Genomic DNA, 19,657 nt, shown 5'->3' with positions numbered 1-19,657 from the left:
CGCTATCATGAACGGACTGCCGGCCGAATGAGACTAGCGGAGATGCTCACGACCCTGCTCAAGACGGACCCGCGAGAGGTAGACGTGCCTGCAACGATCGACCGGAGCACATTTCTTTCGACCCTGCCGGCCACTTCGACCGACCGCAGCGCAGCATTGACGATTGTCGGCGTCTCCTCCCTCCTGTTCGCAGCGGCCGTGCCCTTCGCGGGTACCCCGCTCCTGCCGGTCCCGGCCTTCGTCGCGAGTTATCAATCGGCGCTCGCCGTAAGCGACACCGTCACGGCAGTGCTGCTGCTGTCGCAATTTGCGGTCTTGCAGACCCGCGCGCTGCTGTGGCTCGCGACCGGCTATCTCTTCACCGCCGCGGCGGCGCTGGTTCATGCCCTCACCTTTCCCGGACTGTTCGCACCGGCCGGGCTCTTTGGTGCGGGCCGGCAGACCACGGTCTGGCTCTACATGATCTGGCACGCCGGCTTTCCGCTGTGCGTGATGGCTTACGCCTGGCTGAAGGAAAAGGACGGCGGCCCGCGGATCCGCGGCGCGGTAAGCAGCGCGATTAATGCCAGCGTGCTCGGCGTCATCGTCGCGATGGCCATCTTCGGCTGGATCGTCACCGCACAGCACGATCTGTTGCCGGTCCTGCTGCGCGACGGTCACTACACGCCGACCATGATCGGAGTCGTCTCCTTCGTGTGGTCGCTGAGCTTCGCCGCACTGGTCTCGCTCTGGTTCCGCAGGCCGCATACGGTGATCGACGTCTGGCTCATGGTGGTCATGTGTGCCTGGCTGTTCGACATCGCGCTGTCGGCGATCGTCAACGTCGCGCGCTTCGATCTCGGCTTCTATGCCGGCCGGCTCTACGGCCTCGCTGCGGCGACCTTCGTGCTCGCGGTGCTTCTCATCGAGAATGTCCGCCTCCAGGCGCATACGGTGGGCCTCGTCGGGCGGTTGCGCCAGCAATCGGCTTCGGAACGCGACTATTACGGCAAGCGCCTCGCGCTGTACGGCGCAGTGGTCGAGTCGTCCAATGACGCCATCATCACGAAATCGCTCGACGGCATCATCACCAGCTGGAACAAGGCCGCCGAACATCTGTTCGGCTATTCCGCCGCCGAGGCCGTCGGCAAGCCGATCGACATCATCGTGCCGCCGGATCTCAAGGGCGAAGTCAGGAGCATCCTCAACCGGGTCGCCAGCAACGAGTCGATCGCCCAGCACGAGACGGTCCGAATCCGGAAAGACGGCCGCCCGCTCGACGTCGTCCTGAACGTCTCACCGCTGCGGACCGATGAGGGAGAGATCATCGGTGCCTCCAAGATCGCCCACGACATCACCGAAGAAAAGCAGGCGAGAGAGAAGCTGCGCCGCGAGACCGAGGAACGCCAGCGCATCTTCGAGACATCGCAGGACCTGATCCTGGTCACCGACGGCTATGGCAATTTCGTCCAGGTCAGCCCGAGCGTGCAGAACATTCTCGGCTACAGCCCCGAGGACATGGTCGGGCACAGCGCGATCGAGTTCATCCACCCCGACGATCTCGAGAACACGCGGAACGAGATGCGCGCAGCCCGTCGCGGCGCGGTCAAGCGCAGCTTCGAGGCGCGCTATTACCATGACGACGGTCACGAGGTCACGCTGAACTGGATGGGCACCTGGTCCGAGCCGGTGAAGCGCCACTTCTTCATCGGCCGCGACCTCACCGACAAGCAGGCCGCCGAAGCCCAGCTCCGGCAGGTCCAGAAGATGGACTCGATCGGCCAATTGACCGGCGGCGTCGCCCACGATTTCAACAACGTGCTGACCGTCATCACGGGCACGATCGGTATTCTCAGCGACGCGGTCGCCGACCGGCCCGAGCTTGCCGCCATCACCAAGCTGATCGACGACGCCGCCGAGCGCGGCGCGCAGCTGACCAAGCATCTGCTCGCCTTCGCCCGCAAGCAGCCGCTCCAGCCGCGCGAGATCGACGTCAACGCGCTGGCGCTCGAAGCCGCCAAGCTGCTGCATCCCACCCTCGGCGAGCAGATCACCATCATGCCGCAGCTCACCGAGGATGCCTGGCCGACGCTGGTCGACCCGGGCCAGCTGTCCACCGCGATCCTCAATCTCGCGCTGAATGCGCGCGACGCCATGCCAGACGGCGGCACCCTGGTGCTGGAGACCCGCAACGTCTTCCTCGACGACGGCTATGCCAGCATGAATCCCGACGTCACCGCCGGCAATTACGTGATGATCGCGGTCAGCGACACCGGCAGCGGAATCCCTGCGGAGCTGATCGACCGGGTCTTCGATCCCTTCTTCACCACCAAGGAGGTCGGCAAGGGCACCGGCCTCGGCCTCAGCATGGTATTCGGCTTCGTCAAGCAGTCGGGCGGCCACATCAAGATCTACAGCGAGGAAGGCCACGGCACGAGCGTGAAGATCTACCTGCCGCGCTCGACCGGGGTGCAGGAGACCGAGTTCGAGGCGCTCCAGAACGCGCCCGTCACCGGCGGCGACGAGAAGATCCTGATCGTCGAGGACGATGCGCTGGTGCGGCAGTATGTCGTGACGCAGGTCAAGAGCCTCGGCTATACCGCGCTCGAGGCCGCCAACGGCGCGGAGGCCCTCAATATTATCGACAGCGACGAGACCATCGACCTGCTCTTCACCGACATCATCATGCCCGGCAACATGAACGGCCGCCAGCTTGCAGACGAAGCGGCCCGGCGCCGCCCCGACCTGAAGACGTTGTTCACCTCGGGCTACACCGAAAACGCCATCGTCCATCACGGCCGACTGGATTCCGGCGTGCTGCTATTGGCAAAGCCCTACCGCAAGTCCGAACTCGCCAAGATGCTGAGAATCGCGCTCGCCAGTTGAGCCTGCGGCATCGCTGCGCTATCGCAGATCGCGAATTGCTCTCAACGACGAGGCCATCTTGAAGAACCTCCTCACCGATATCGCCGGCGTCCGGGTCGGCCATGCCGAAGACGCCAAAGTCGCTTCCGGCGCGACCGCAATTGTGTTCGATTCTCCCGCGATCGCCGCGATCGACGTTCGCGGCGGCGGCCCCGGCACACGCGAGGATGCACTGCTCGATCTCGCCAACACGGTCGAGCGCGTCGACGCGATCGCGCTGTCGGGCGGCTCCGCCTTTGGCCTCGATACCGGCGGCGGCGTGCAGGCCTGGCTTGCCGAGCAGGGCCGCGGCCACCGGGTTCGCGAAGCGCTGATCCCGATCGTGCCGGGAGCGATCCTGTTCGACCTGCTCAATGGCGGCGACAAGGCCTGGGGACGCTTCTCGCCCTATCGCGACCTCGGCTACGCTGCAGCGGCCGCCGCCGCCAGCGCGGACTTTGCGCTTGGCAGCGTTGGCGCCGGCTTCGGCGCCACCACCGCGACGTTCAAGGGCGGCCTCGGCTCGGCGTCGGCCGTGACGCCGAGCGGAATCAAGGTCGCAGCGATTGTCGCCGTCAACGCCGTGGGCAGCGTCACCGTCGGCAATGGCCCATGGTTCTGGGCAGCGCCGTTCGAGGTGGACGGCGAGTTCGGGGGACGCGGCCTGCCCGACAAGTTCACCGAGGACATGCTCCTCATGCGCATCAAGGGCGGTCCTGCGGCGAGCGCGCGCGAGAACACCACCATCGGCACCGTGGTCACCGATGCGGTGCTGACCAAACCCCAGGCCAAGCGGCTGGCGATGATCGCGCATACCGGCTTCGCCCGCGCGATCTATCCGGTGCATGCGCCGACCGACGGCGACGTGCTGTTTGCCGCCGCCACGTGCGAAAAGCCGATCGAGCCGCTGGTTGGCCTCACCGAGCTCGGCACGATCGCCGCCAACGTGGTCGCACGCGCCATCGCGCGCGGTGTGTACAGCGCGACGGCGCTGCCGTTCGCCGGCGCTCAGGCGGCTTGGAAGGACCGGTTCGGCTAGCGCCTCACATCCATCCGGTGTCATCGCCCGGCGAAGACCGGGCGATCCAGTATTCCAGAGACGGTTGTGATAGAATCGATGGGCCGCGGCGTACTGGATGCCCCGGTCAAAGCCGGGGCATGACAGTGTCATTTGCGGAGAGAGTTCGCGCTCACACGCTCATCGACATGGACGAACCGGCAGTCGCTGAGGCGCCCTGTCCCTGCCCGCCTTGCCGCTGCATCAACTGCGCGAACAGATCGTAAGCCGAATTGGCGGAGGACCTGGAGGCGCCCGGCACCGTCGTCGACATCTTGAACCCGTCGGCGTAGGTGACGGTGGTGGTCGTCGAGCCGTCGGCATTGGTGGTCGTGGTCGAAGTCGAGCCGCGGCTCGCCTTCGACGAAGACTCCGATCCGACGCCCGAGGCGTCACCCGAGCCGTCAGCGCCTTGCGCGTCATGATGGCCGTGACCGCCCCTCAGCGCCTTCGTCATCTCACCGAGATTGATGCTGTCATCCGCATTCGCATCCATCTTCGAGAACACGTCATCGGCCTGGGCAAGGTTGGTGCCGCCCGCGCCGAGCGCGCCCTCGAACTCGGACTTGGTGATCTTCCCGTCGCCGTCCGCGTCGATCTGCGAGAACAGGTCCTTGAGCGCAGCCTCCCGGCCCTTCGACGTCGAGGATGTCGAACTCGACGAGGCCGCGCCGTCGGCCGACTGGCTCTGCGCCGCGAACAGCGCGTTCATCGTCTCCGGCGAGATCTGCGGATACCTGCCCGCATTGACCGACGAGGTCGCCCCGCCGGTCGTGCTGCTGCCGCTGTCGATCGCGAACGGATTGGTCGGCGCGCTCTGCGAGGAGCCCGTCTTGTGCGTCGCCGACGACGATTTCGAGTTCGTCAGCGACTGGATCGCGTCGAGCGCGCTCGAGACGGCGCCAAGGGCGAACAACATTGCACAACTCCAACCGATGCGGCATGCCGCGGCCAATGTTCTGTCAGGTGAGATCAGCAAGCGACGTGCCATCGCGAAAAGCTCAATGAAATCCGCATCCACAACGCTTCGCAGGCCGCGGGAACACCGGCAATTCGTGCCGGTCGCGGCAGAAATTTCCGCCCACAGAAAGCCCGCCCCTCCTGCATTGCCCGCCACGGAGCCCCATGTTAGGCGAGGCCATTCGTCGTCCGACCGCCATGTTCGACCGCCATGGGAAAACGCGCCATGACCCAAGCTTTCGCCCCCCGCCCCCTGGCCATCGCGCCCTCAATCCTGGCCTCGGACTTTTCGAAGCTCGGCGAGGAGGTACGGGCAGTGGACGCCGCCGGCGCAGACTGGATCCATCTCGACGTGATGGACGGACACTTCGTTCCCAACATCTCCTACGGCCCTGATGTCATCAGGGCGATGCGCCCGCACACCAAGAAGATCTTCGACGCGCATCTGATGATCTCGCCCTGCGATCCCTATCTCGAGGCCTTCGCGAAAGCCGGCTGCGACCACATCACCGTGCATGCGGAGGCAGGTCCCCACCTGCACCGTTCGCTCCAGGCGATCCGCGCGCTCGGCAAGAAGGCCGGCGTCTCGCTCAATCCGGCAACGCCGATCAGCGCGCTCGAATACGTCCTCGACCTCGTCGACCTCGTGCTGGTGATGTCGGTCAATCCCGGCTTCGGCGGCCAGGCCTTCATCCCTTCCGCGATCGGCAAGATCCGCGACATCCGCGCGATGACGGCAGGCCGTCCGATCGACATCGAGGTCGACGGCGGCGTCGGCCCCGATGTTGCGGGCGCGCTCGCCGCGGCCGGCGCCAACGCTTTCGTCGCCGGCACCTCGGTGTTCAGGGGCGGCACGCTGGAATCCTACAAGACCAACATCGCCGCGATCCGCAATGCGGCGCTGGGGGCCCGCGGCGAAGCGATTTGAGCTGGATCAAGCGGCGCAGGCGGACGAGCAGACATCCCGTGGCGTTTACGGGTGCTGCAGCGCGCAAAGCGTAAAATTACAATCCTGATCCGTACTCATCCGGACTTCACTGATTCGCGCAAATCACCACAAGTGACTCCTGCCTGCTTTTGACAGGAGCACATCATGACGACGACCCTGATTTGGACTGGCGTAGCGTTGTGGTTCGGATTCAATGCGGCGATCGCAGCTCGCAGCCTCTACGTGGCGCGACCGGTGAAGGCCGTATCCTCTGCCCGCATCATCCATCTTCATCGTCGCCGGGGATGATGCCATGCAGCTCGCACTCGTGAAACGTCAGCCGAAGCGCAGGTGCCGTATTCCACGGCGCCCGCATCCGAGCCTCGACTATTTCTTCGGCCGCCTCGAGCGCGCCGACAGCACGCTGGACCATGATGCCGGCCTTGACAATTCGGACCTCGATCGTTTGTTCGGCTCGCAGCGCCGACACCGAGACTACTTTTCCCGGACCGCCCCATGAAACCGCATTGCCCGAACTGCCTGAAGGAAATGACCAAGGCGTCCGCGTCGCGCAACCTGTTCAATTGCGAGCCCTGCCGCGAGATCATCCAGTATTTTGGCGGCAGCGCGGATCACGGCGAACCCGGCCCGCAATTCTCCTGGCCGATCCGCCGCAAGCAAGCGGCCTGATCCATCCCGCAAGACGGCAGGCGGTCTAACCCGCCATTTCGCCGGCATCTGCCCCGTCGACGTCCCCAGCCATCCGCGGCGGCCGCACCACGGTGACGGTGCAGGTCGCTTCCGAGGCCACCTTGGCCGAGACGCTGCCGAGCAGCGTGCGCCTGAACGAGCTCTGCCGCGCGCCGATGATGACGTGGTCGACCTGGTTGGCCTCGGCGAACTCCAGGATCGCGGCGGCGGGATCGACCGCCTCCAGCACATGAGCCGACAGCCGGCTCTCATCCAGCTTGAGCGGCGTCGCCCAATGCCTGAGCGCGACCAGGCGGTCGATATGCTTGTTGGAGCCCTGCTCGTCCAGGGTACGGTCGATCGCGATCCGGTTCAGCTTGAGCACGTTGACGCAGGCAAGCCGCGCCGACGGCAAGGTCGCCAGGATGCGCTCGGTGGTCACGCGCAGCGCCTCGTTCAGCTCCGGTGCCCCCTCCACGGTGTCGAGCGCGACGGCGAGGATCGGGCTCGATGCGATCTGGGCGGCGACATCCGATTTCGCGCGCGGCGCCAGGGCGCCCTGGTTGAAGCGCCGCCGCCAGGCAACGCTGAGGGGGTCGCGTTTCACCCGCTCCGAACGTGCGGTGAGCTTGACCTGGTCCGGATGGGCGAGATCGAAGGCGAGCTGGGACGCCGTCGGATAGCGCCACACCGGCTCGATCTCGAGACAGCGCAACACCACCTCCTGAAGCCAGGGCGGATAATCGGCGCGAAGCTTCCGCGGCGGATGCGGGTCGCGCCAGAGCCTGCGCCGCATCGCGCGCAGCGTCTCGCCCTCGCCGAACGGCCGCTCGCCGGTGGTGAAGAAGTAGAGCAGCACGCCGAGCGAAAACAGATCGCTGCGCGGATCGTCTCGCACGCCCAACAGCCGTTCCGGCGCCATGTAGGGCGCGGTGCCGTAAGGCAGGCGGAACTCCTCCTGCAGGAGATCAGGCAGGTGGTTGTGGTGCGACAGGCCATAGTCGATCAGCACCGCCTCGCCGCTATCGCGGAACATGATGCTGCTCGGCTTGATGTCGTGATGGATCACGTTCTGCCGGTGCAGGTCCGCGAGCGCGGTCGCGATCTTCGCGACGAGCTGCCGCGCCTCGTCATAAGGCAGCGGCAGGTCAGGGAGCCGCTTGTAGAGCGTGACGCCTGGGATGCGCTCGATCACGACATAGGCTTGCCGGGCGAAATCACCGGTGCCGAAGCAGGCCGGCACGTGCGGACCCGCAAGCCGCGGCAGGATCATCATCTCCATCTCGAAGGAGACGATCGCGGCGGGGTCCTCGCCCTCCGACACCCGCGGGATCTTCATCAGCAAGGGCACGTCGATGCCGGGATGGGTGACGGTCCACAGCGTCGCCATGCCGCCGGCATGCACGCATTCACCGATGGCGTAACCGTCGATCTCCGCACCTGACCTGACCAGGGGTTTCGGCATCGCCGTCAGCGCCCCTGCGACAGCCTGTCGGCCAGCCAGGACGGCAGTCCGTTGTCGCGGATCCTGCTTGCTGCGGCCGCGACGTCATAAGGTGCGCGACAATAGGTGATCTGGCATGAGACCGTGTCGAACAGCACGAACGACGCCGACGGATCGCCGTCACGGGGCTGGCCGACCGAGCCCAGCACGGCGAGCCATTGCCGTCCGCGCAGGAGCTGCACCGGGACGTCGGTCTTCGGCACGAAGCTCGTCATCTTGGCCGTCACCGACATCGAATAGAGCGCGGGACGGTGGATGTGGCCGCAGAACGTGACATGGGCGGACGTCGCGATCAGGCTCTTGGCGGCCTCCACCGTCGAGCGGACATAGTGCCAGCGCTGGGGATGAGAGGCCTCCGAGTGCACGAACAGGCGGCCGTCGTCCTCTACCAGCATCGGCAATTCGGCCAGGAATCGCCGCTGCGCGGTGTCGAGCCGGCCGCGGGTCCATTCGATCGCGATCTGCGCCTCGGCGTTCATGGTCTCGGCCGAGGAATTGACCGCCTGGTCATGATTGCCGCGCACCGCGACAGCGCCCTGCGCAACCAGCTCCATCGCCGTATCCACCACCCATTCCGGATCGGCGCCATAGCCGACCAAGTCGCCGAGCAGGACGAACCGCTCCGCTCCCTTGGCGCGGGCAAGCTTCAGGCAGGCCTCGAACGCCTGCCGGTTGCCGTGGATATCCGAGAAGACAGCGAGAAGCACGCACCCTCCACCCTCAAATTCTTATTGGAGGCCGATAAGGCCAAATTGAGGGAGGTCAAGAGGATGCGCCAGCGCCCGACCGTTTACCAGCGCAGCTGGCTGTGAAAGGCCTATTGCTCGTCCTTCGGCGGCATCCGGGGCGGCGGAATCGGGGTGAACACCGCGCCTTGCGCTCCGGCTGGCGGAGCATTGAATTCGCCGGTCGAGGAATCGCCGCCGCTGGTCTCCAGAATCGTCTTGGGCGTCACGTATTCCCGGACCATGTCGATCAGGCTGCCGTCGCCGCCGCCGAAATCGGCCGCGCGCCCGCCCTGCGGATGTCCGGCCGCGATCTCGTTCTCCGCGGCGTGGGTCTTGTCGGCCAGTCTGTCGTTGTAGGGCACACGAAAGGCGCGCGGGATGCCGCTCGGGCGATTGTCCGCGTCCAGCGCCTCGACCCAGAAATAGATCGAGCCGGGATCGCCCTGAAGCGAATGCGGCTCGACGATGCGGGCTTTCAGCAGCTTGAAGGTGGCCGGCAGCCGGTCCGTGCTGGCCCAGCCCAGCAGGCCGCGCATCTCGGTGAAGCTGACGACATAGAAGGCGCTGGTCACGACCACCGCGACCGCCTTCAGCGACCAGTGCAGCCGCGCATAGACCAGCACGACCAGCAGCAGCGCCCCGATGACCGCGTAGGCGACCGACAGCGTGAGGATGACCGTTTGCAGGCTAGTCACGGCGTACCCTCGTAGCATTCCTGCTCACACCGGTCCTGGGGTCGAGATCGCCGCCGTTGCGCCAGCTGCTGCGGAACGTCTCCAGCAGCGATTTCGGCCGCTGATCGACATTGACGACCTTGCCTTCGGCATCAATGCGGAAACGTACCGCGGTCTTCTCGTCGCCGGTGTGGTCCAGCGTGAACTTGTTGTCGAAGATCACCTGCGCGGTCGGATTGAGCTTCTGCACCTTCACATTGGCCGTCACAGCCTCGCCGGTCGTGGCGACGAAATGCGAGACATTCACCGTATATTCGCCGGCGAGGATGCCGCGCACCGTGACGATCTCCTCGCGGATGGGAGAAGCGATCTTCTTGCCGGCGACGATGATGAAGTCGTTGGCGCCGCCGCGGTCGTCGCGGTCGAGCGTGAGGAAGCCGGCCTCGCGGTGGCGGTACCAGGCGATGTTGCCGGCGGGATCCTGCACGAAGAGGTCGAGATCGTCGGGGTGATTGTCCGGCCAGTCCAGCGTGATCATGAACTCCGCCTTGGAGTCGATCTTGCCGTCCTTGGCATCCGGGGAGACCGCGAGCAGCGCGAGGAAAAACAGGAATGCGATCACCTGGAGCGCCTTGAACAGCATCACGCCCAGCGGATCGAACGGCTCCTCGCGCGGATAGAGACCGAAATCATCCATCATGACCGTGCACCAGAACCCTTGCGCTCCAGCACCGGCGTCACATAGGTCTCGGTCAGCACCACCGCGTCCGAGAACACCCGCTGGGTCGCGGCGTCCAGCATGTAGTACTGGATGCGGACCAGGATCGAGCCGACGAGGCCGGCGAGCGTCGTGTACATCGCGACCGCCATGCCGTCGCTCATCAAGCCCATCGAGGAGCGCATCGCGACCTTGTCGGCGGCATCCAGCCCCGCGATCGGCGCCAGCATGATGATGAAGCCGATGATGGTGCCGAGCAGGCCGAGCTTCATCAGCGTGTCGGAGACGAAGGCCCCGAATCCGTTGGAGCCGCGCAAGCGGTCGGCGAGCGTCCGCAGCAGCAGGGTCTGATCGACCGGGCGATAGTCCTGGGCGGTGGCCTTGGTCACCAGGCTCTCGATGTGGTCGCGCACGAGACCGCGCGGCAGCGACGTCCCGCGCGCATCAAGCACCTTGCCGCCGTCAGGCGCCGCGAGCGCCGCCCGGCAGCGCCGCGCCGCCGCCCCCTCGCGCGAGATCGCGCGCGTGCGCAAGAAGCAGTGGCCGCAGGTCAGGATGTAGAGCGCCGCGATGACGCTGGAAATGTAGGTGCGGTCCGAGGTCAGCATCAGATGGATCAGGCCGAACCGCCACAGCAGCACGACGGCGAAGATCGAGAGGCCGGTGAAGATCATCCAGAACAGCAGCGCGCTGCGCTCGGAGGGGTCGGCCGTGGTCCCCGCGATCGGTCCAATCGTCATCGAAGTCATGCTGCACCGCTCCTCGCCCGCAACGATTGGCCCCAAAAGATTCCTGCCCGATTAGATCAAAGCCGCCGCGCCCGGTCCAAAGACCCATGCCCAATCCGGCTTGGGAAATTTGCCCGAGCTGCAATCCTGGCGTTCCCTGCAATTGGCAAGGCGCGGCAGCGTTGTTAGGCTGACCTTACCAAACGTCGGGGATGATCGCATGCGCCTCGTGCTTCAGCTTGTCGCCCGTCTGCTGCTCATCGTCGCGCTTTGCCTTGGAGCCGCGACCGTCTGGGCCACCTTCGACGCCTATCGCAGCGTCGATCGGGCGACTGCGGCCTCGGCACAACGGGTCGCACAGGCGCTACAGGCGCTGTATTGGCGTGAGCTTTTGTTGCGCAGCAGCAGAGCGCGCGAGCATCTTCTGCCGGTTCCAGACTGGCGCACGCTGGAGACGATGAAGCTGATCTCGCCCGGCGTCTGCGTCGAGTTCCAGCCGGCTGCGGCATTCGAGAAGCCGCTCTGCGGGCAGAGCGAGGGGTTGGGCAAGACGCCGCCACGTTGGTTCGCCGCCATTGTGCCCACCTTCCTCGGCAGCCACGCCGAGGTGGTACGGCCCGTCAGCCCCCGCGCGGCGGCTGCCGGGACGGTGGTCGCGACGCCGGACGGGGCGGCGGCCGTCTCGCTGGCCTGGGAGTACATCCTCAACGTCATCGACGTCGCGCTGTTGATGGCGGCGGCAATTGCGCTGCTGGCGTCGCTGGCGATCGCACATGCGCTGGCGCCGGCGCGCGAGATCGTCACCGCCTTGCAGCGCATGGCGCGCGGTCAATATCGCACGAATCTGCCGCGCTTCCGTTCGATGGAGCTCGCGATGATCGGCAGCGCCGTCGGCGAGCTCGGCGGCCGGCTGGAGGAAGCCACCGAGCAGCGCGCCGCGCTGACGCGGCGCCTGATCGAGATCCGCGACGACGAACGCCGCGCCCTCGCCCGCGAGTTGCACGACGAGTTCGGCCAGAATCTCTCCGCCATCCTCGCCTTCGCCAATACAATCGAAACGGCGAGCACGAAGGACAACAGCGACGCCGGGATCGCGCAGGATGCGCGCATGATCTCGCAAGCCACCCATCACCTGATGGCTTCGCTGCGCGATGCGCTGAAGCGGCTGCGCAATCCGCTGCCCGAGGAGCTCGGGCTCGAGGCAAGCCTCGTCAATCTCGTCGACAGCTGGCGCTCGCACAGTGCGGCGCGGCCGACGATCCGGCTCGACCTCAGGGGCGACCTCACCGACATCAGCGGACCGGCCGCCACCGCGGCCTATCGCGTGGCACAGGAATGCCTGACCAACGCGCTGCGTCACGGGGCGGCGCGCGAGATCTCGCTACGCGTCGAGCGGCGCGCGGGCGTGGACGATGCGCTGCTGATCCGTATCGAGGACGATGGCGGCGGCGATGCGGCCCGTGTCGCGCAGTCGGCCGGTTTCGGCCTGACCGGCATCCGCGAGCGCGTCACGGCCGCCGGCGGATCGCTGTCGATCCTGCCTGCCCGCGGCGGCCTCAGCGTTGCCGCCACCATTCCACTCGCTGCGTGAGGCCGGAATGAGCGAGGTTGCAGCAACAGGCATTTCCGTGCTGCTGGTCGATGACCACCCGATCGTGCGGCAAGGCTATCGGCGCGTGCTGGAGAGCCAGGGCGATCTGCATGTCGTGGCTGAAGCCGACAACGCCGCGGACGCCTACGGCGCGTTCAAGGCGCATGATCCCGATGTCGTCGTGCTCGATATCTCGATGCCCGGCGCGAGCGGGCTGGAGGCGATCCGCAACATCCGCGCGCGCAGCCCGCGAGCGCGGATCCTCGTCTTCACCATGCACAACGAAGCCGTGCTGGTGAAGGCAGCCTTCGGCGCGGGCGCGAGCGGCTTCGTCACCAAGAGCAGCGAGCCGTCCGCGGTTGTGCACGCCGTCCGCAGCGTGGCGCGCGGCGAGCGCGCCATGAGCGATGACATCGCGCATGTGCTGGCAGAGGACAGTTTGTCGGCGGGCTCTGCGCTGGATCAACTGGGCGAACGCGAGATCGAGATCCTGCGCCAGTTCGCCGGCGGCGCCACCACCGAGCAGATCGCAGCACATCTCAATCTCAGTGTGAAGACAGTCCAGAACTATCACTACCTGATCAAGTCGAAGACCGGCGCGCGCACGGATGCGCAGCTGGTGCGGCTCGCCGCGACATGCGGGCTGACGAGGATCTAGCAGCAAAGCTGCCGCACTGCCTTATCCCTTGAAGCTTCTCAATCTGCTGAACCAAATTGGAACGGAGCGGTTAGTACGGCAGTGAAGGAGTAAAGGGTCATGAGCAAGGGTCACCACAAGGCAGTCGACCATCCCCCGATCATTACCGTAGGCGAGCTCATCGACGAACTTTGCCGCCTGCCGGACACAGCCGTCGTCCACTTTCGCTGCCCGATGTTGGATCAGGAGCTGACATTCTACCGCCTTCGAAAGCGGTCAAAAGACGCCGTCGAAATCGCAGTCAATGCATATCCGGATAGTCCGCCGGTCGTGCCATCGTCCGATCCTGCCTTCCACACGCGAAGACATTCGGTTTCCTCGCCCTCACTTCGCGATGGCGCCGCTCTCCACAAGACAAGAGATTGATTGGCCGCACCCGGGACTGAATGGGTCCTGCGGCCTTAGGCCGCCCTCAACCCGCGCAGCACCAGCGCCAGCGTCGCATCGACGCGCGCGGAGAGATCGGCGTCCTTCCACTCGTCGGCATGGGCCGGATGGTGGAAGCGGACGGTCGCATCGAAGATCGCGCGGGCGGTCGCCTTGACGTCGCCCACGGCGAATTCGCCCTGCTTCACGCCGTCGGTCAGGATCGCCGCGATCTGGTCGATCATGGTGTCCTTGTGGCACTTGACGGCCGCGCAGGCCTCGCGCGCCAGGGTCAGATAAGTCTCGAACATTTCAGGATCGTCGAGCACACGCGAACGCTTGGCGGCGAACAGCGTGCGCAGCCAGCGGTCGAGCCTGTCGGGCGCCGGCCCCTGCTCCTTGGCGATCGCCAGCAACGGGGCGTCGATGCGGTCCAGCCAGCGCTTGGCGACGGCCTCGCGCAGCGAGGCCTTGCTCGGGAAATGGCGATAGACGCTGCCGTGGCTCACATCGAGCGCACGGGCAACGTCGACCACGGTGGCCTTGGCAAGCCCGTAACGCCTGAGCACGTCCTCGGTGACCTCGAGGATCCGCTCCGGCGTCAAGACAACGGCTTCATTCATGCCAGCACCATGTTCCCGTTTGGGGCTCAGTTACCCGGCAGTAGGGCTGCTTCCGAAGCGCCCTCGCCGGTCGTTCGGAAAGCCTATGCCTTAATGAGGCAGTTTTGCAGCCTGCGCCGCGATCTGGCGCGCCACCAGCAAATTGAGCCAATGCCCAATCACGCCGGTGAAATTGAGGATTTCGGTCGTCATTGTCTTAAGTCTCCATTCTCCGCGGTCCCCGTTCTTCAATCCGCCCTCCGATCCGAGCTTGTTCGGATGTCGGGCTCCCCGGGGCCGTCGCGGGACGCCCAATCGGAGCGTCCGGAAACGGATATACACGTCTCGCTGACAGATTTCAATATCTGTCAGTCAATGATCCGTGATTGACCGCTGATTTCTGCGGCTCCCCGGCCAAGCCCCGGAGGCGACCCGCCCCCAGCCGGCCTGGGCGCTAGCTGCCTGTTCGGTCCAATCATCCCCCGCTACCTTGCCCCCGCCGTTTGTTTCGCTCTCCCCGCTCTGCTAAATCACGGCGTAAAAAACATTTTGGCTGGCACCGCCCCCTTGGGCCGCCCGCCTACCTTGCTGGAGCCGTCAGATGATCCCCCGCTACACCCGCCCGGAAATGGCCTCGATCTGGGAGCCGCAGACCCGGTTCAAGATCTGGTTCGAGATCGAGGCGCATGCGGCGGACGCGCTCGCCGAGCTCGGGACCATCCCCAAGGAGGCCGCCAGGACGGTCTGGGCCAAGGCCAAGGACGCCATTTTCGACGTCGCCCGGATCGACGAAATCGAGCGCGAGACCAAGCACGACGTCATCGCTTTCCTCACCCACCTCGCCGAGATCGTCGGCCCCGAGGCGCGCTTCGTGCACCAGGGCATGACCTCCTCCGACGTGCTCGACACCTGCCTCAACGTCCAGCTCACCCGCGCCGCCGACCTCTTGCTTGCCGACCTCGACAAGGTGCTGGCCGCGCTGAAGAAGCGCGCCTTCGAGCACAAGATGACGCCGACCATCGGCCGCAGCCACGGCATCCACGCCGAGCCCGTCACCTTCGGCCTCAAGCTCGCTTATGCCTATGCCGAGTTCACCCGCGCCAAGGAGCGCCTGATCGCGGCGCGCAAGGAGGTTGCGACCTGCGCCATCTCCGGCGCCGTCGGCACCTTCGCGCAGATCGACCCGCGCGTCGAAGAGCATGTCGCCAAGGCCATGGGCCTCGTGCCGGAGCCGATCTCGACGCAGGTGATCCCGCGCGATCGTCATGCGATGTATTTCTCGACGCTCGGCGTGATAGCGTCCTCGATCGAGCGCATCGCCGTGGAAATCCGCCACATGCAGCGCACCGAGGTGCTCGAGGCGGAAGAGTTCTTTTCCGAAGGGCAGAAGGGCTCGTCCGCGATGCCGCACAAGCGCAACCCGGTGCTGTCGGAGAACCTCACCGGCCTCTCCCGCATGGTGCGCGCCTATGTGACGCCGGCGCTGGAGAACGTCGTGCTCTGGCACGAGCGCGACATTTCGCACTCCTCGGCCGAGCGCATGATGGGCCCTGACGCGACCGTGACGCTCGACTTCGCGCTGGTGCGCCTCGCCGGCCTGATCGACAAGCTCCTGGTGTACCCCGCCAACATGCAGAAGAACCTCGACCGCCTCGGCGGCCTCGTGCATTCGCAGCGCGTGCTGCTGGCGCTGACCCAGAAGGGCGCCAGCCGCGAGGATTCCTACAAGCTGGTGCAGCGCAACGCCATGCCGGTCTGGCGCGGCGAAGGCGACTTCCTCCAGCTCCTCAAGAAGGACACCGAGGTGAAGAAATATCTCACCGACGCCGAGATCGAGGAGCAGTTCGACCTCGGCTATCACCTCAAGCACGTCGACACGATCTTCAAGCGCGTGTTCGGGGAGTCGTAGGATCGTAGGGTGGGTTAGCCTTGCGGCTGCGCGAAGCGCAGTCCGCTGGGCGTAACCCACCTCTTTCGCGTCCACGGAGACAAACAGTGGTGGGTTACGCCGCGCAGATGCGCTATGCGCATCTGCAGGGCTAACCCACCCTACGAACGACAACAAAAAACGGATCCCACCTCATGCCCATCGTCAATCGCGTCGCCGCCCTCTCCGACGAAATGGCCGCCTGGCGCCATGACTTCCACGAGAACCCCGAGCTGCTCTACGAAGTCCACCGCACCGCCGCCATCGTCGCCGATCGCTTGCGCGAGTTCGGCTGCGACGAGGTGGTGACGGGCATCGGCCGCACCGGCGTGGTCGGCGTGATCCGCGGCCGCAAGTCCGGCTCCGGCAAGACCATCGGCCTGCGCGCCGACATGGACGCGCTGCCGATCATGGAAACCTCGGGCGTGCCCTATGCGTCAAAGGTCCCCGGCAAGATGCACGCTTGCGGCCATGACGGCCACACCGCGATGCTGCTGGGCGCGGCCAAATATCTCGCCGAGACGCGCAATTTCGACGGCACCGCCGTCATGATCTTCCAGCCCGCCGAGGAAGGCGGCGGCGGCGGCAAGGCCATGGTCGAAGACGGGCTGATGACGCGCTGGAACATCCAGGAGGTCTACGGCATGCACAACATGCCGAACCTGCCCGAAGGCCATTTCGCCACCACGCCCGGCCCGATGCTCGCCTCCTCCGACAACATCCAGATCACCGTCCGCGGCAAGGGCGGCCACGCCGGCGCAGGTCCACACAAATCGGTCGACAGCGTGCTGATCGGCTCGCAGATCGTGGGTGCGCTACAGTCGATCGTCGCGCGCAACGTCGATCCGCTGAAGTCAGCGGTGATCTCGATCACGCAATTCCATTCCGGCACGGCCTTCAACATCATCCCTGAGGTCGCCGAGCTCGCCGGCACCGTGCGCACGCTCGACCCCGAAGTGCGCGATCTCGTCGAGCGCCGCATCGGCGAAGTCGCCGACAGCATCGCCCGCGCCTATGGCGGTTCGGCCGAGACGAAGTACACGCGGATGTATCCGGTGACGATGAACCATGCGCGCGAGGCCGGCATTGCCGCCGACGTCGCCCGCGACATCGTCGGCACCGATCGCGTCAACGACAAGTTCGTCCCGATGATGGGCGCCGAGGATTTCTCCTTCATGCTGGAAGCACGCCCCGGCGCGATGGTGCTGGTCGGCATGGGCGACGGCAACGAGTGCCACCACCCGGCCTATGTCTTCAACGACAACATCCTAGGCCACGGCGCCTCGTTCTGGGCTCGTCTGGTCGAGACGCGGATGCCGGCGGGTTAGAGGCTTCGTAGGGTGGGTTAGCGCGCGGCTGTGCGAAGCACAGTCCGCTAGCGTAACCCACCACTTCTGTTGCCGCGGAGACGAAAGAGGTGGGTTACACCGAGCAGCTGCGCTTTGCGCATCTGCAGGGCTAACCCACCCTACGAGATCACTGCCCTTCTTACACCTGCACCACCTCGTGGCGCATCACGAACGGTGCAAGCAGTGCATGCACCTCGCTCGCAACCTGCTCGCGCTGGTCCGACGGCAGGCCGGCAAGCGTGACAGTCGCGATCGAGCCGTGGCTGCCGTGCGGACCGACCTTCACCCTGCAATCGATGCCGCGCCCGACCAGCGGCGCCAGCACCTTGGTGAACACGCGCTCGGCCGCGTCCCAGCGCAGCTGCGGCTTGAACACCTTGCCGACGCCCGTCACCGGCATCGGATCGATTGGAATGACCTGCACCGGAACGGCGGCGCGCTCCGGCGTGCGCTCGCGCACCCACGCTTCCAGCTCGCCCGGCTCCACCTTTGTGCCGGGCTTCAGCTGCACGTACCCCACCGGCAATTCGCCGGCATAGGCGTCCGGCTGGCCGACCACCGCGGCGAAGCCGACGGCGGGATGTCTGAACATGATCTCCTCGATCGGCGCCGGATCGATGTTGTGGCCGCCGCGGATCACGAGATCCTTGGCGCGGCCGGTGATCCAGAGATAGCCGTCGGCATCGAGCCGGCCGAGATCGCCGGAGTTGACCCAGACCTCGTCGACGAAGGCGCCTTTGTTGTGCTCGTCGTTGAGATAGCCGCCGAACACGCCGGGCCCGGCCATGATGACGACCCCGATCTCGTCCGGCTTACAGTCGCGGATCAGGCGTCCCTCGGCATCGAGCTGCACGATGCGCACGCGCGCATAAGGCATGGGAAGGCCGACCGAGCCGAGCCGGATCGGCCGGCCGGGATAAGCGAGCGTGTGCACGCTCGAGGTCTCGGTCATGCCGTAGACCTCGACCACCGGTAGCTTCAGTTTCTCCTGAATCGCCGAGCCGACCGCGACCGGAATCGCCGAGCCGCCACCTGCCGCATATTTCAGGCTCGAGATATCCGCGTTGCCCGGCGGCACCGCGAGGGTCGCGGCGAGCACCGTCGGCACGCTCGACAGCGCTTCGGGCTTGAACCGCTCGACGAGCTGCCAGATGTTCTTCACCGCATTCGGGTTGCGCCAGCCGCTCGGCGACAGCACGACCAGCGAGCCGCCGCTCGACAGCGTCGTCAGCACCTGTGTCAGCGATCCACCGACGTGAAACAGCGGCATGCCAAACAGCAGATTGGCGCCGCGCTTGCCCTTCAACAGCAGATTGAGCGCCCAGGCCTGATAGACTTGGTTGGCGTGGGTGTGCCGCACCAGCTTCGGCGTGCCGGTGGTGCCGCCGGTGTGGAAATAGGCGGCGATGTCGCCGCCGCGAATCTGGCGTCCGCTGACGAGCCGGTCCGAGGGCTGCTGCTTGATCAGGTCGCTGAAGGCAAAGATGCCATTGGCCGGATCGCCGCCGCCGAATACCTGCACGATGGCCTTCAGGTGCTTGAGCTGCGGGCGGATCTGCTCGACCTTCTGCCAGATGTCGGTGCCCGGCATCGGTCCGAGCGCCACCAGGATCTTGGTGTTGGCGGCCTGAAGGATCTCAGCGATCTGGTGCGGCTCGAGCAGCGGATTGACGGGATTGGCGATGCCGGCGGCTTCCGCACCGAACAGAGTGACGAAGGCATCCGGCACCAGCGGCAGCATGAAGCTGATGACGTCGCCCTTCTCGGCGCCGAGCGCGTGAAACATGTTGGCGACCTGCGTGACGCGCGCGATGAAATCGCGATACGTGACGACCAGCGGCGTGTCGGCGGGATCAGCATTTTGCAGGAACTGGATCGCCGCCCCGTCGGGGTTGCGCCCAGCACCAAGCCTGATGGCGTCATAGGTGCTCGCAGCCGCGACGCGGTCGGCGTAGGGGACCTGCTCGAACGCCCGGACCTCCTCGTCCGTCAAAAGATCCGGATAGTCGTTGCCGATCAACCGATCGAGCGCGTGGATACCCGCCATGAAGTTCCGTCCTCCCTCAGATGCATGTCCCCCGCCCCATATCTTTTGACATTTTGGTTCGGCGAGGCCTCGGCCGATGGCCGGCCGACCCGGACCAGAATGATGGATGATTTCGGTTTCGTCCATCGCCTAGCCGCAGTGGCTCTTGAACCTCTGCGCCTGATCCGGTGACCAAGAACAGCCATTGAATTCGCTTGCCAGCGCCCTG

Annotated in this window: 18 protein-coding genes; 10 read left to right on the top strand and 8 right to left on the bottom strand. The window is 65.8% G+C overall.

The genetic code is table 11. The annotated features are described in order from the left end of the window. Window positions 1–42: 42 nt before the first annotated feature. A complete protein-coding gene (locus tag JQ566_RS09310) occupies window positions 43–2,865 on the top strand; it encodes a PAS domain S-box protein (protein WP_434057812.1) in 2,823 nt (940 codons plus the stop codon). Between the two features lie 58 nt (window positions 2,866–2,923). After that, window positions 2,924–3,922, top strand: coding sequence for a P1 family peptidase (locus JQ566_RS09305; RefSeq protein WP_212371939.1), 999 nt, complete (start codon window positions 2,924–2,926; stop codon window positions 3,920–3,922). Between the two features lie 151 nt (window positions 3,923–4,073). On the opposite strand, the gene JQ566_RS09300 is transcribed toward JQ566_RS09305, so the two are convergent. After that, window positions 4,074–4,859, bottom strand: coding sequence for an EF-hand domain-containing protein (locus JQ566_RS09300; protein ID WP_212371938.1), 786 nt, complete (start codon window positions 4,857–4,859; stop codon window positions 4,074–4,076). A gap of 267 nt (window positions 4,860–5,126) precedes the next feature. On the opposite strand from JQ566_RS09300, the gene rpe reads away from it, so the two are divergent. From rpe to JQ566_RS09280, 4 genes are all read left to right on the top strand, one after another. Next, on the top strand, window positions 5,127–5,828 hold the full coding sequence (rpe, locus tag JQ566_RS09295) for a ribulose-phosphate 3-epimerase (RefSeq protein ID WP_212371937.1): 702 nt from the start codon (window positions 5,127–5,129) through the stop codon (window positions 5,826–5,828). 165 nt (window positions 5,829–5,993) lie between these two features. Then, the gene (locus JQ566_RS09290) at window positions 5,994–6,137 is read left to right on the top strand and encodes a hypothetical protein (protein WP_212371936.1); all 144 of its coding nucleotides are present in this window, start codon (window positions 5,994–5,996) and stop codon (window positions 6,135–6,137) included. Window positions 6,138–6,141: 4 nt separating this feature from the next. After that, window positions 6,142–6,348 (top strand): hypothetical protein, encoded by a 207-nt coding sequence (locus tag JQ566_RS09285; protein WP_212371935.1) that lies wholly within the window; start codon window positions 6,142–6,144, stop codon window positions 6,346–6,348. Then, entirely contained in the window at window positions 6,345–6,518 is a 174-nt protein-coding gene (locus JQ566_RS09280) for a hypothetical protein (protein ID WP_167406681.1), read from the top strand. Before JQ566_RS09285 ends, JQ566_RS09280 begins: the two co-directional genes overlap by 4 nt. Window positions 6,519–6,543: 25 nt before the next feature. Here the strand turns inward: JQ566_RS09280 and JQ566_RS09275 are convergent, their stop codons facing one another. From JQ566_RS09275 to JQ566_RS09255, 5 genes are all read right to left on the bottom strand, one after another. Beyond that, window positions 6,544–7,983, bottom strand: coding sequence for a serine/threonine protein kinase (locus JQ566_RS09275; protein WP_212371934.1), 1,440 nt, complete (start codon window positions 7,981–7,983; stop codon window positions 6,544–6,546). Between the two features lie 5 nt (window positions 7,984–7,988). After that, the gene (locus tag JQ566_RS09270) at window positions 7,989–8,729 is read right to left on the bottom strand and encodes a metallophosphoesterase family protein (protein WP_212371933.1); all 741 of its coding nucleotides are present in this window, start codon (window positions 8,727–8,729) and stop codon (window positions 7,989–7,991) included. A gap of 110 nt (window positions 8,730–8,839) precedes the next feature. Then, on the bottom strand, window positions 8,840–9,445 hold the full coding sequence (locus JQ566_RS09265; RefSeq protein ID WP_212371932.1) for a hypothetical protein: 606 nt from the start codon (window positions 9,443–9,445) through the stop codon (window positions 8,840–8,842). Beyond that, window positions 9,438–10,124 (bottom strand): hypothetical protein, encoded by a 687-nt coding sequence (locus tag JQ566_RS09260; protein ID WP_212371931.1) that lies wholly within the window; start codon window positions 10,122–10,124, stop codon window positions 9,438–9,440. The genes JQ566_RS09265 and JQ566_RS09260 overlap by 8 nt, the downstream gene beginning before the upstream one ends. Next, on the bottom strand, window positions 10,121–10,891 hold the full coding sequence (locus JQ566_RS09255; protein WP_212371930.1) for a MotA/TolQ/ExbB proton channel family protein: 771 nt from the start codon (window positions 10,889–10,891) through the stop codon (window positions 10,121–10,123). The genes JQ566_RS09260 and JQ566_RS09255 overlap by 4 nt, the downstream gene beginning before the upstream one ends. 199 nt (window positions 10,892–11,090) lie before the next feature. On the opposite strand from JQ566_RS09255, the gene JQ566_RS09250 reads away from it, so the two are divergent. Further along, window positions 11,091–12,461, top strand: a complete 1,371-nt coding sequence (locus JQ566_RS09250; RefSeq protein WP_212371929.1) for a sensor histidine kinase — start codon at window positions 11,091–11,093, stop codon at window positions 12,459–12,461. A 7-nt stretch (window positions 12,462–12,468) separates the two neighbouring features. Continuing rightward, entirely contained in the window at window positions 12,469–13,119 is a 651-nt protein-coding gene (locus JQ566_RS09245; protein WP_212371928.1) for a response regulator, read from the top strand. A gap of 440 nt (window positions 13,120–13,559) precedes the next feature. On the opposite strand, the gene JQ566_RS09240 is transcribed toward JQ566_RS09245, so the two are convergent. Continuing rightward, on the bottom strand, window positions 13,560–14,147 hold the full coding sequence (locus JQ566_RS09240) for a TetR/AcrR family transcriptional regulator (RefSeq protein ID WP_212371927.1): 588 nt from the start codon (window positions 14,145–14,147) through the stop codon (window positions 13,560–13,562). A 580-nt stretch (window positions 14,148–14,727) separates the two neighbouring features. On the opposite strand from JQ566_RS09240, the gene purB reads away from it, so the two are divergent. Continuing rightward, window positions 14,728–16,035: an adenylosuccinate lyase gene (gene purB, locus JQ566_RS09235; protein ID WP_212371926.1), complete on the top strand. Its 1,308-nt coding sequence runs from the start codon at window positions 14,728–14,730 to the stop codon at window positions 16,033–16,035. A gap of 173 nt (window positions 16,036–16,208) precedes the next feature. Further along, window positions 16,209–17,381 (top strand): M20 aminoacylase family protein, encoded by a 1,173-nt coding sequence (locus JQ566_RS09230; RefSeq protein WP_212371925.1) that lies wholly within the window; start codon window positions 16,209–16,211, stop codon window positions 17,379–17,381. Window positions 17,382–17,541: 160 nt separating this feature from the next. Here the strand turns inward: JQ566_RS09230 and JQ566_RS09225 are convergent, their stop codons facing one another. Further along, window positions 17,542–19,449, bottom strand: coding sequence for an acyl-CoA synthetase (locus JQ566_RS09225; protein ID WP_212371924.1), 1,908 nt, complete (start codon window positions 19,447–19,449; stop codon window positions 17,542–17,544). Window positions 19,450–19,657 lie beyond the last annotated feature (208 nt).

The organism is Bradyrhizobium sp. SZCCT0231 (genome assembly GCF_018130245.1).
GTDB classification, from domain to species: Bacteria; Pseudomonadota; Alphaproteobacteria; order Rhizobiales; family Xanthobacteraceae; genus Bradyrhizobium; species Bradyrhizobium japonicum_F.
Note: the sequence above shows the minus strand (reverse complement) of the source record. Positions and strands in the feature narration are given on the sequence as shown.

What these genes read in the sequence shown, in the direction of transcription:
- JQ566_RS09310 (WP_434057812.1), top strand. Translation starts at nt 43, where the DNA reads ATGCTCACGACCCTGCTCAAGACGGACCCGCGAGAGGTAGACGTGCCT.
- JQ566_RS09225 (WP_212371924.1), bottom strand. Translation starts at nt 19,449, where the DNA reads ATGGCGGGTATCCACGCGCTCGATCGGTTGATCGGCAACGACTATCCG.
- JQ566_RS09245 (WP_212371928.1), top strand. Translation starts at nt 12,469, where the DNA reads ATGAGCGAGGTTGCAGCAACAGGCATTTCCGTGCTGCTGGTCGATGAC.
- rpe (WP_212371937.1), top strand. Translation starts at nt 5,127, where the DNA reads ATGACCCAAGCTTTCGCCCCCCGCCCCCTGGCCATCGCGCCCTCAATC.
- JQ566_RS09230 (WP_212371925.1), top strand. Translation starts at nt 16,209, where the DNA reads ATGCCCATCGTCAATCGCGTCGCCGCCCTCTCCGACGAAATGGCCGCC.
- JQ566_RS09250 (WP_212371929.1), top strand. Translation starts at nt 11,091, where the DNA reads ATGCGCCTCGTGCTTCAGCTTGTCGCCCGTCTGCTGCTCATCGTCGCG.
- JQ566_RS09260 (WP_212371931.1), bottom strand. Translation starts at nt 10,124, where the DNA reads ATGATGGATGATTTCGGTCTCTATCCGCGCGAGGAGCCGTTCGATCCG.
- JQ566_RS09300 (WP_212371938.1), bottom strand. Translation starts at nt 4,859, where the DNA reads ATGTTGTTCGCCCTTGGCGCCGTCTCGAGCGCGCTCGACGCGATCCAG.
- JQ566_RS09240 (WP_212371927.1), bottom strand. Translation starts at nt 14,147, where the DNA reads ATGAATGAAGCCGTTGTCTTGACGCCGGAGCGGATCCTCGAGGTCACC.
- JQ566_RS09255 (WP_212371930.1), bottom strand. Translation starts at nt 10,891, where the DNA reads ATGACTTCGATGACGATTGGACCGATCGCGGGGACCACGGCCGACCCC.
- purB (WP_212371926.1), top strand. Translation starts at nt 14,728, where the DNA reads ATGATCCCCCGCTACACCCGCCCGGAAATGGCCTCGATCTGGGAGCCG.
- JQ566_RS09280 (WP_167406681.1), top strand. Translation starts at nt 6,345, where the DNA reads ATGAAACCGCATTGCCCGAACTGCCTGAAGGAAATGACCAAGGCGTCC.
- JQ566_RS09275 (WP_212371934.1), bottom strand. Translation starts at nt 7,983, where the DNA reads ATGCCGAAACCCCTGGTCAGGTCAGGTGCGGAGATCGACGGTTACGCC.
- JQ566_RS09290 (WP_212371936.1), top strand. Translation starts at nt 5,994, where the DNA reads ATGACGACGACCCTGATTTGGACTGGCGTAGCGTTGTGGTTCGGATTC.
- JQ566_RS09285 (WP_212371935.1), top strand. Translation starts at nt 6,142, where the DNA reads ATGCAGCTCGCACTCGTGAAACGTCAGCCGAAGCGCAGGTGCCGTATT.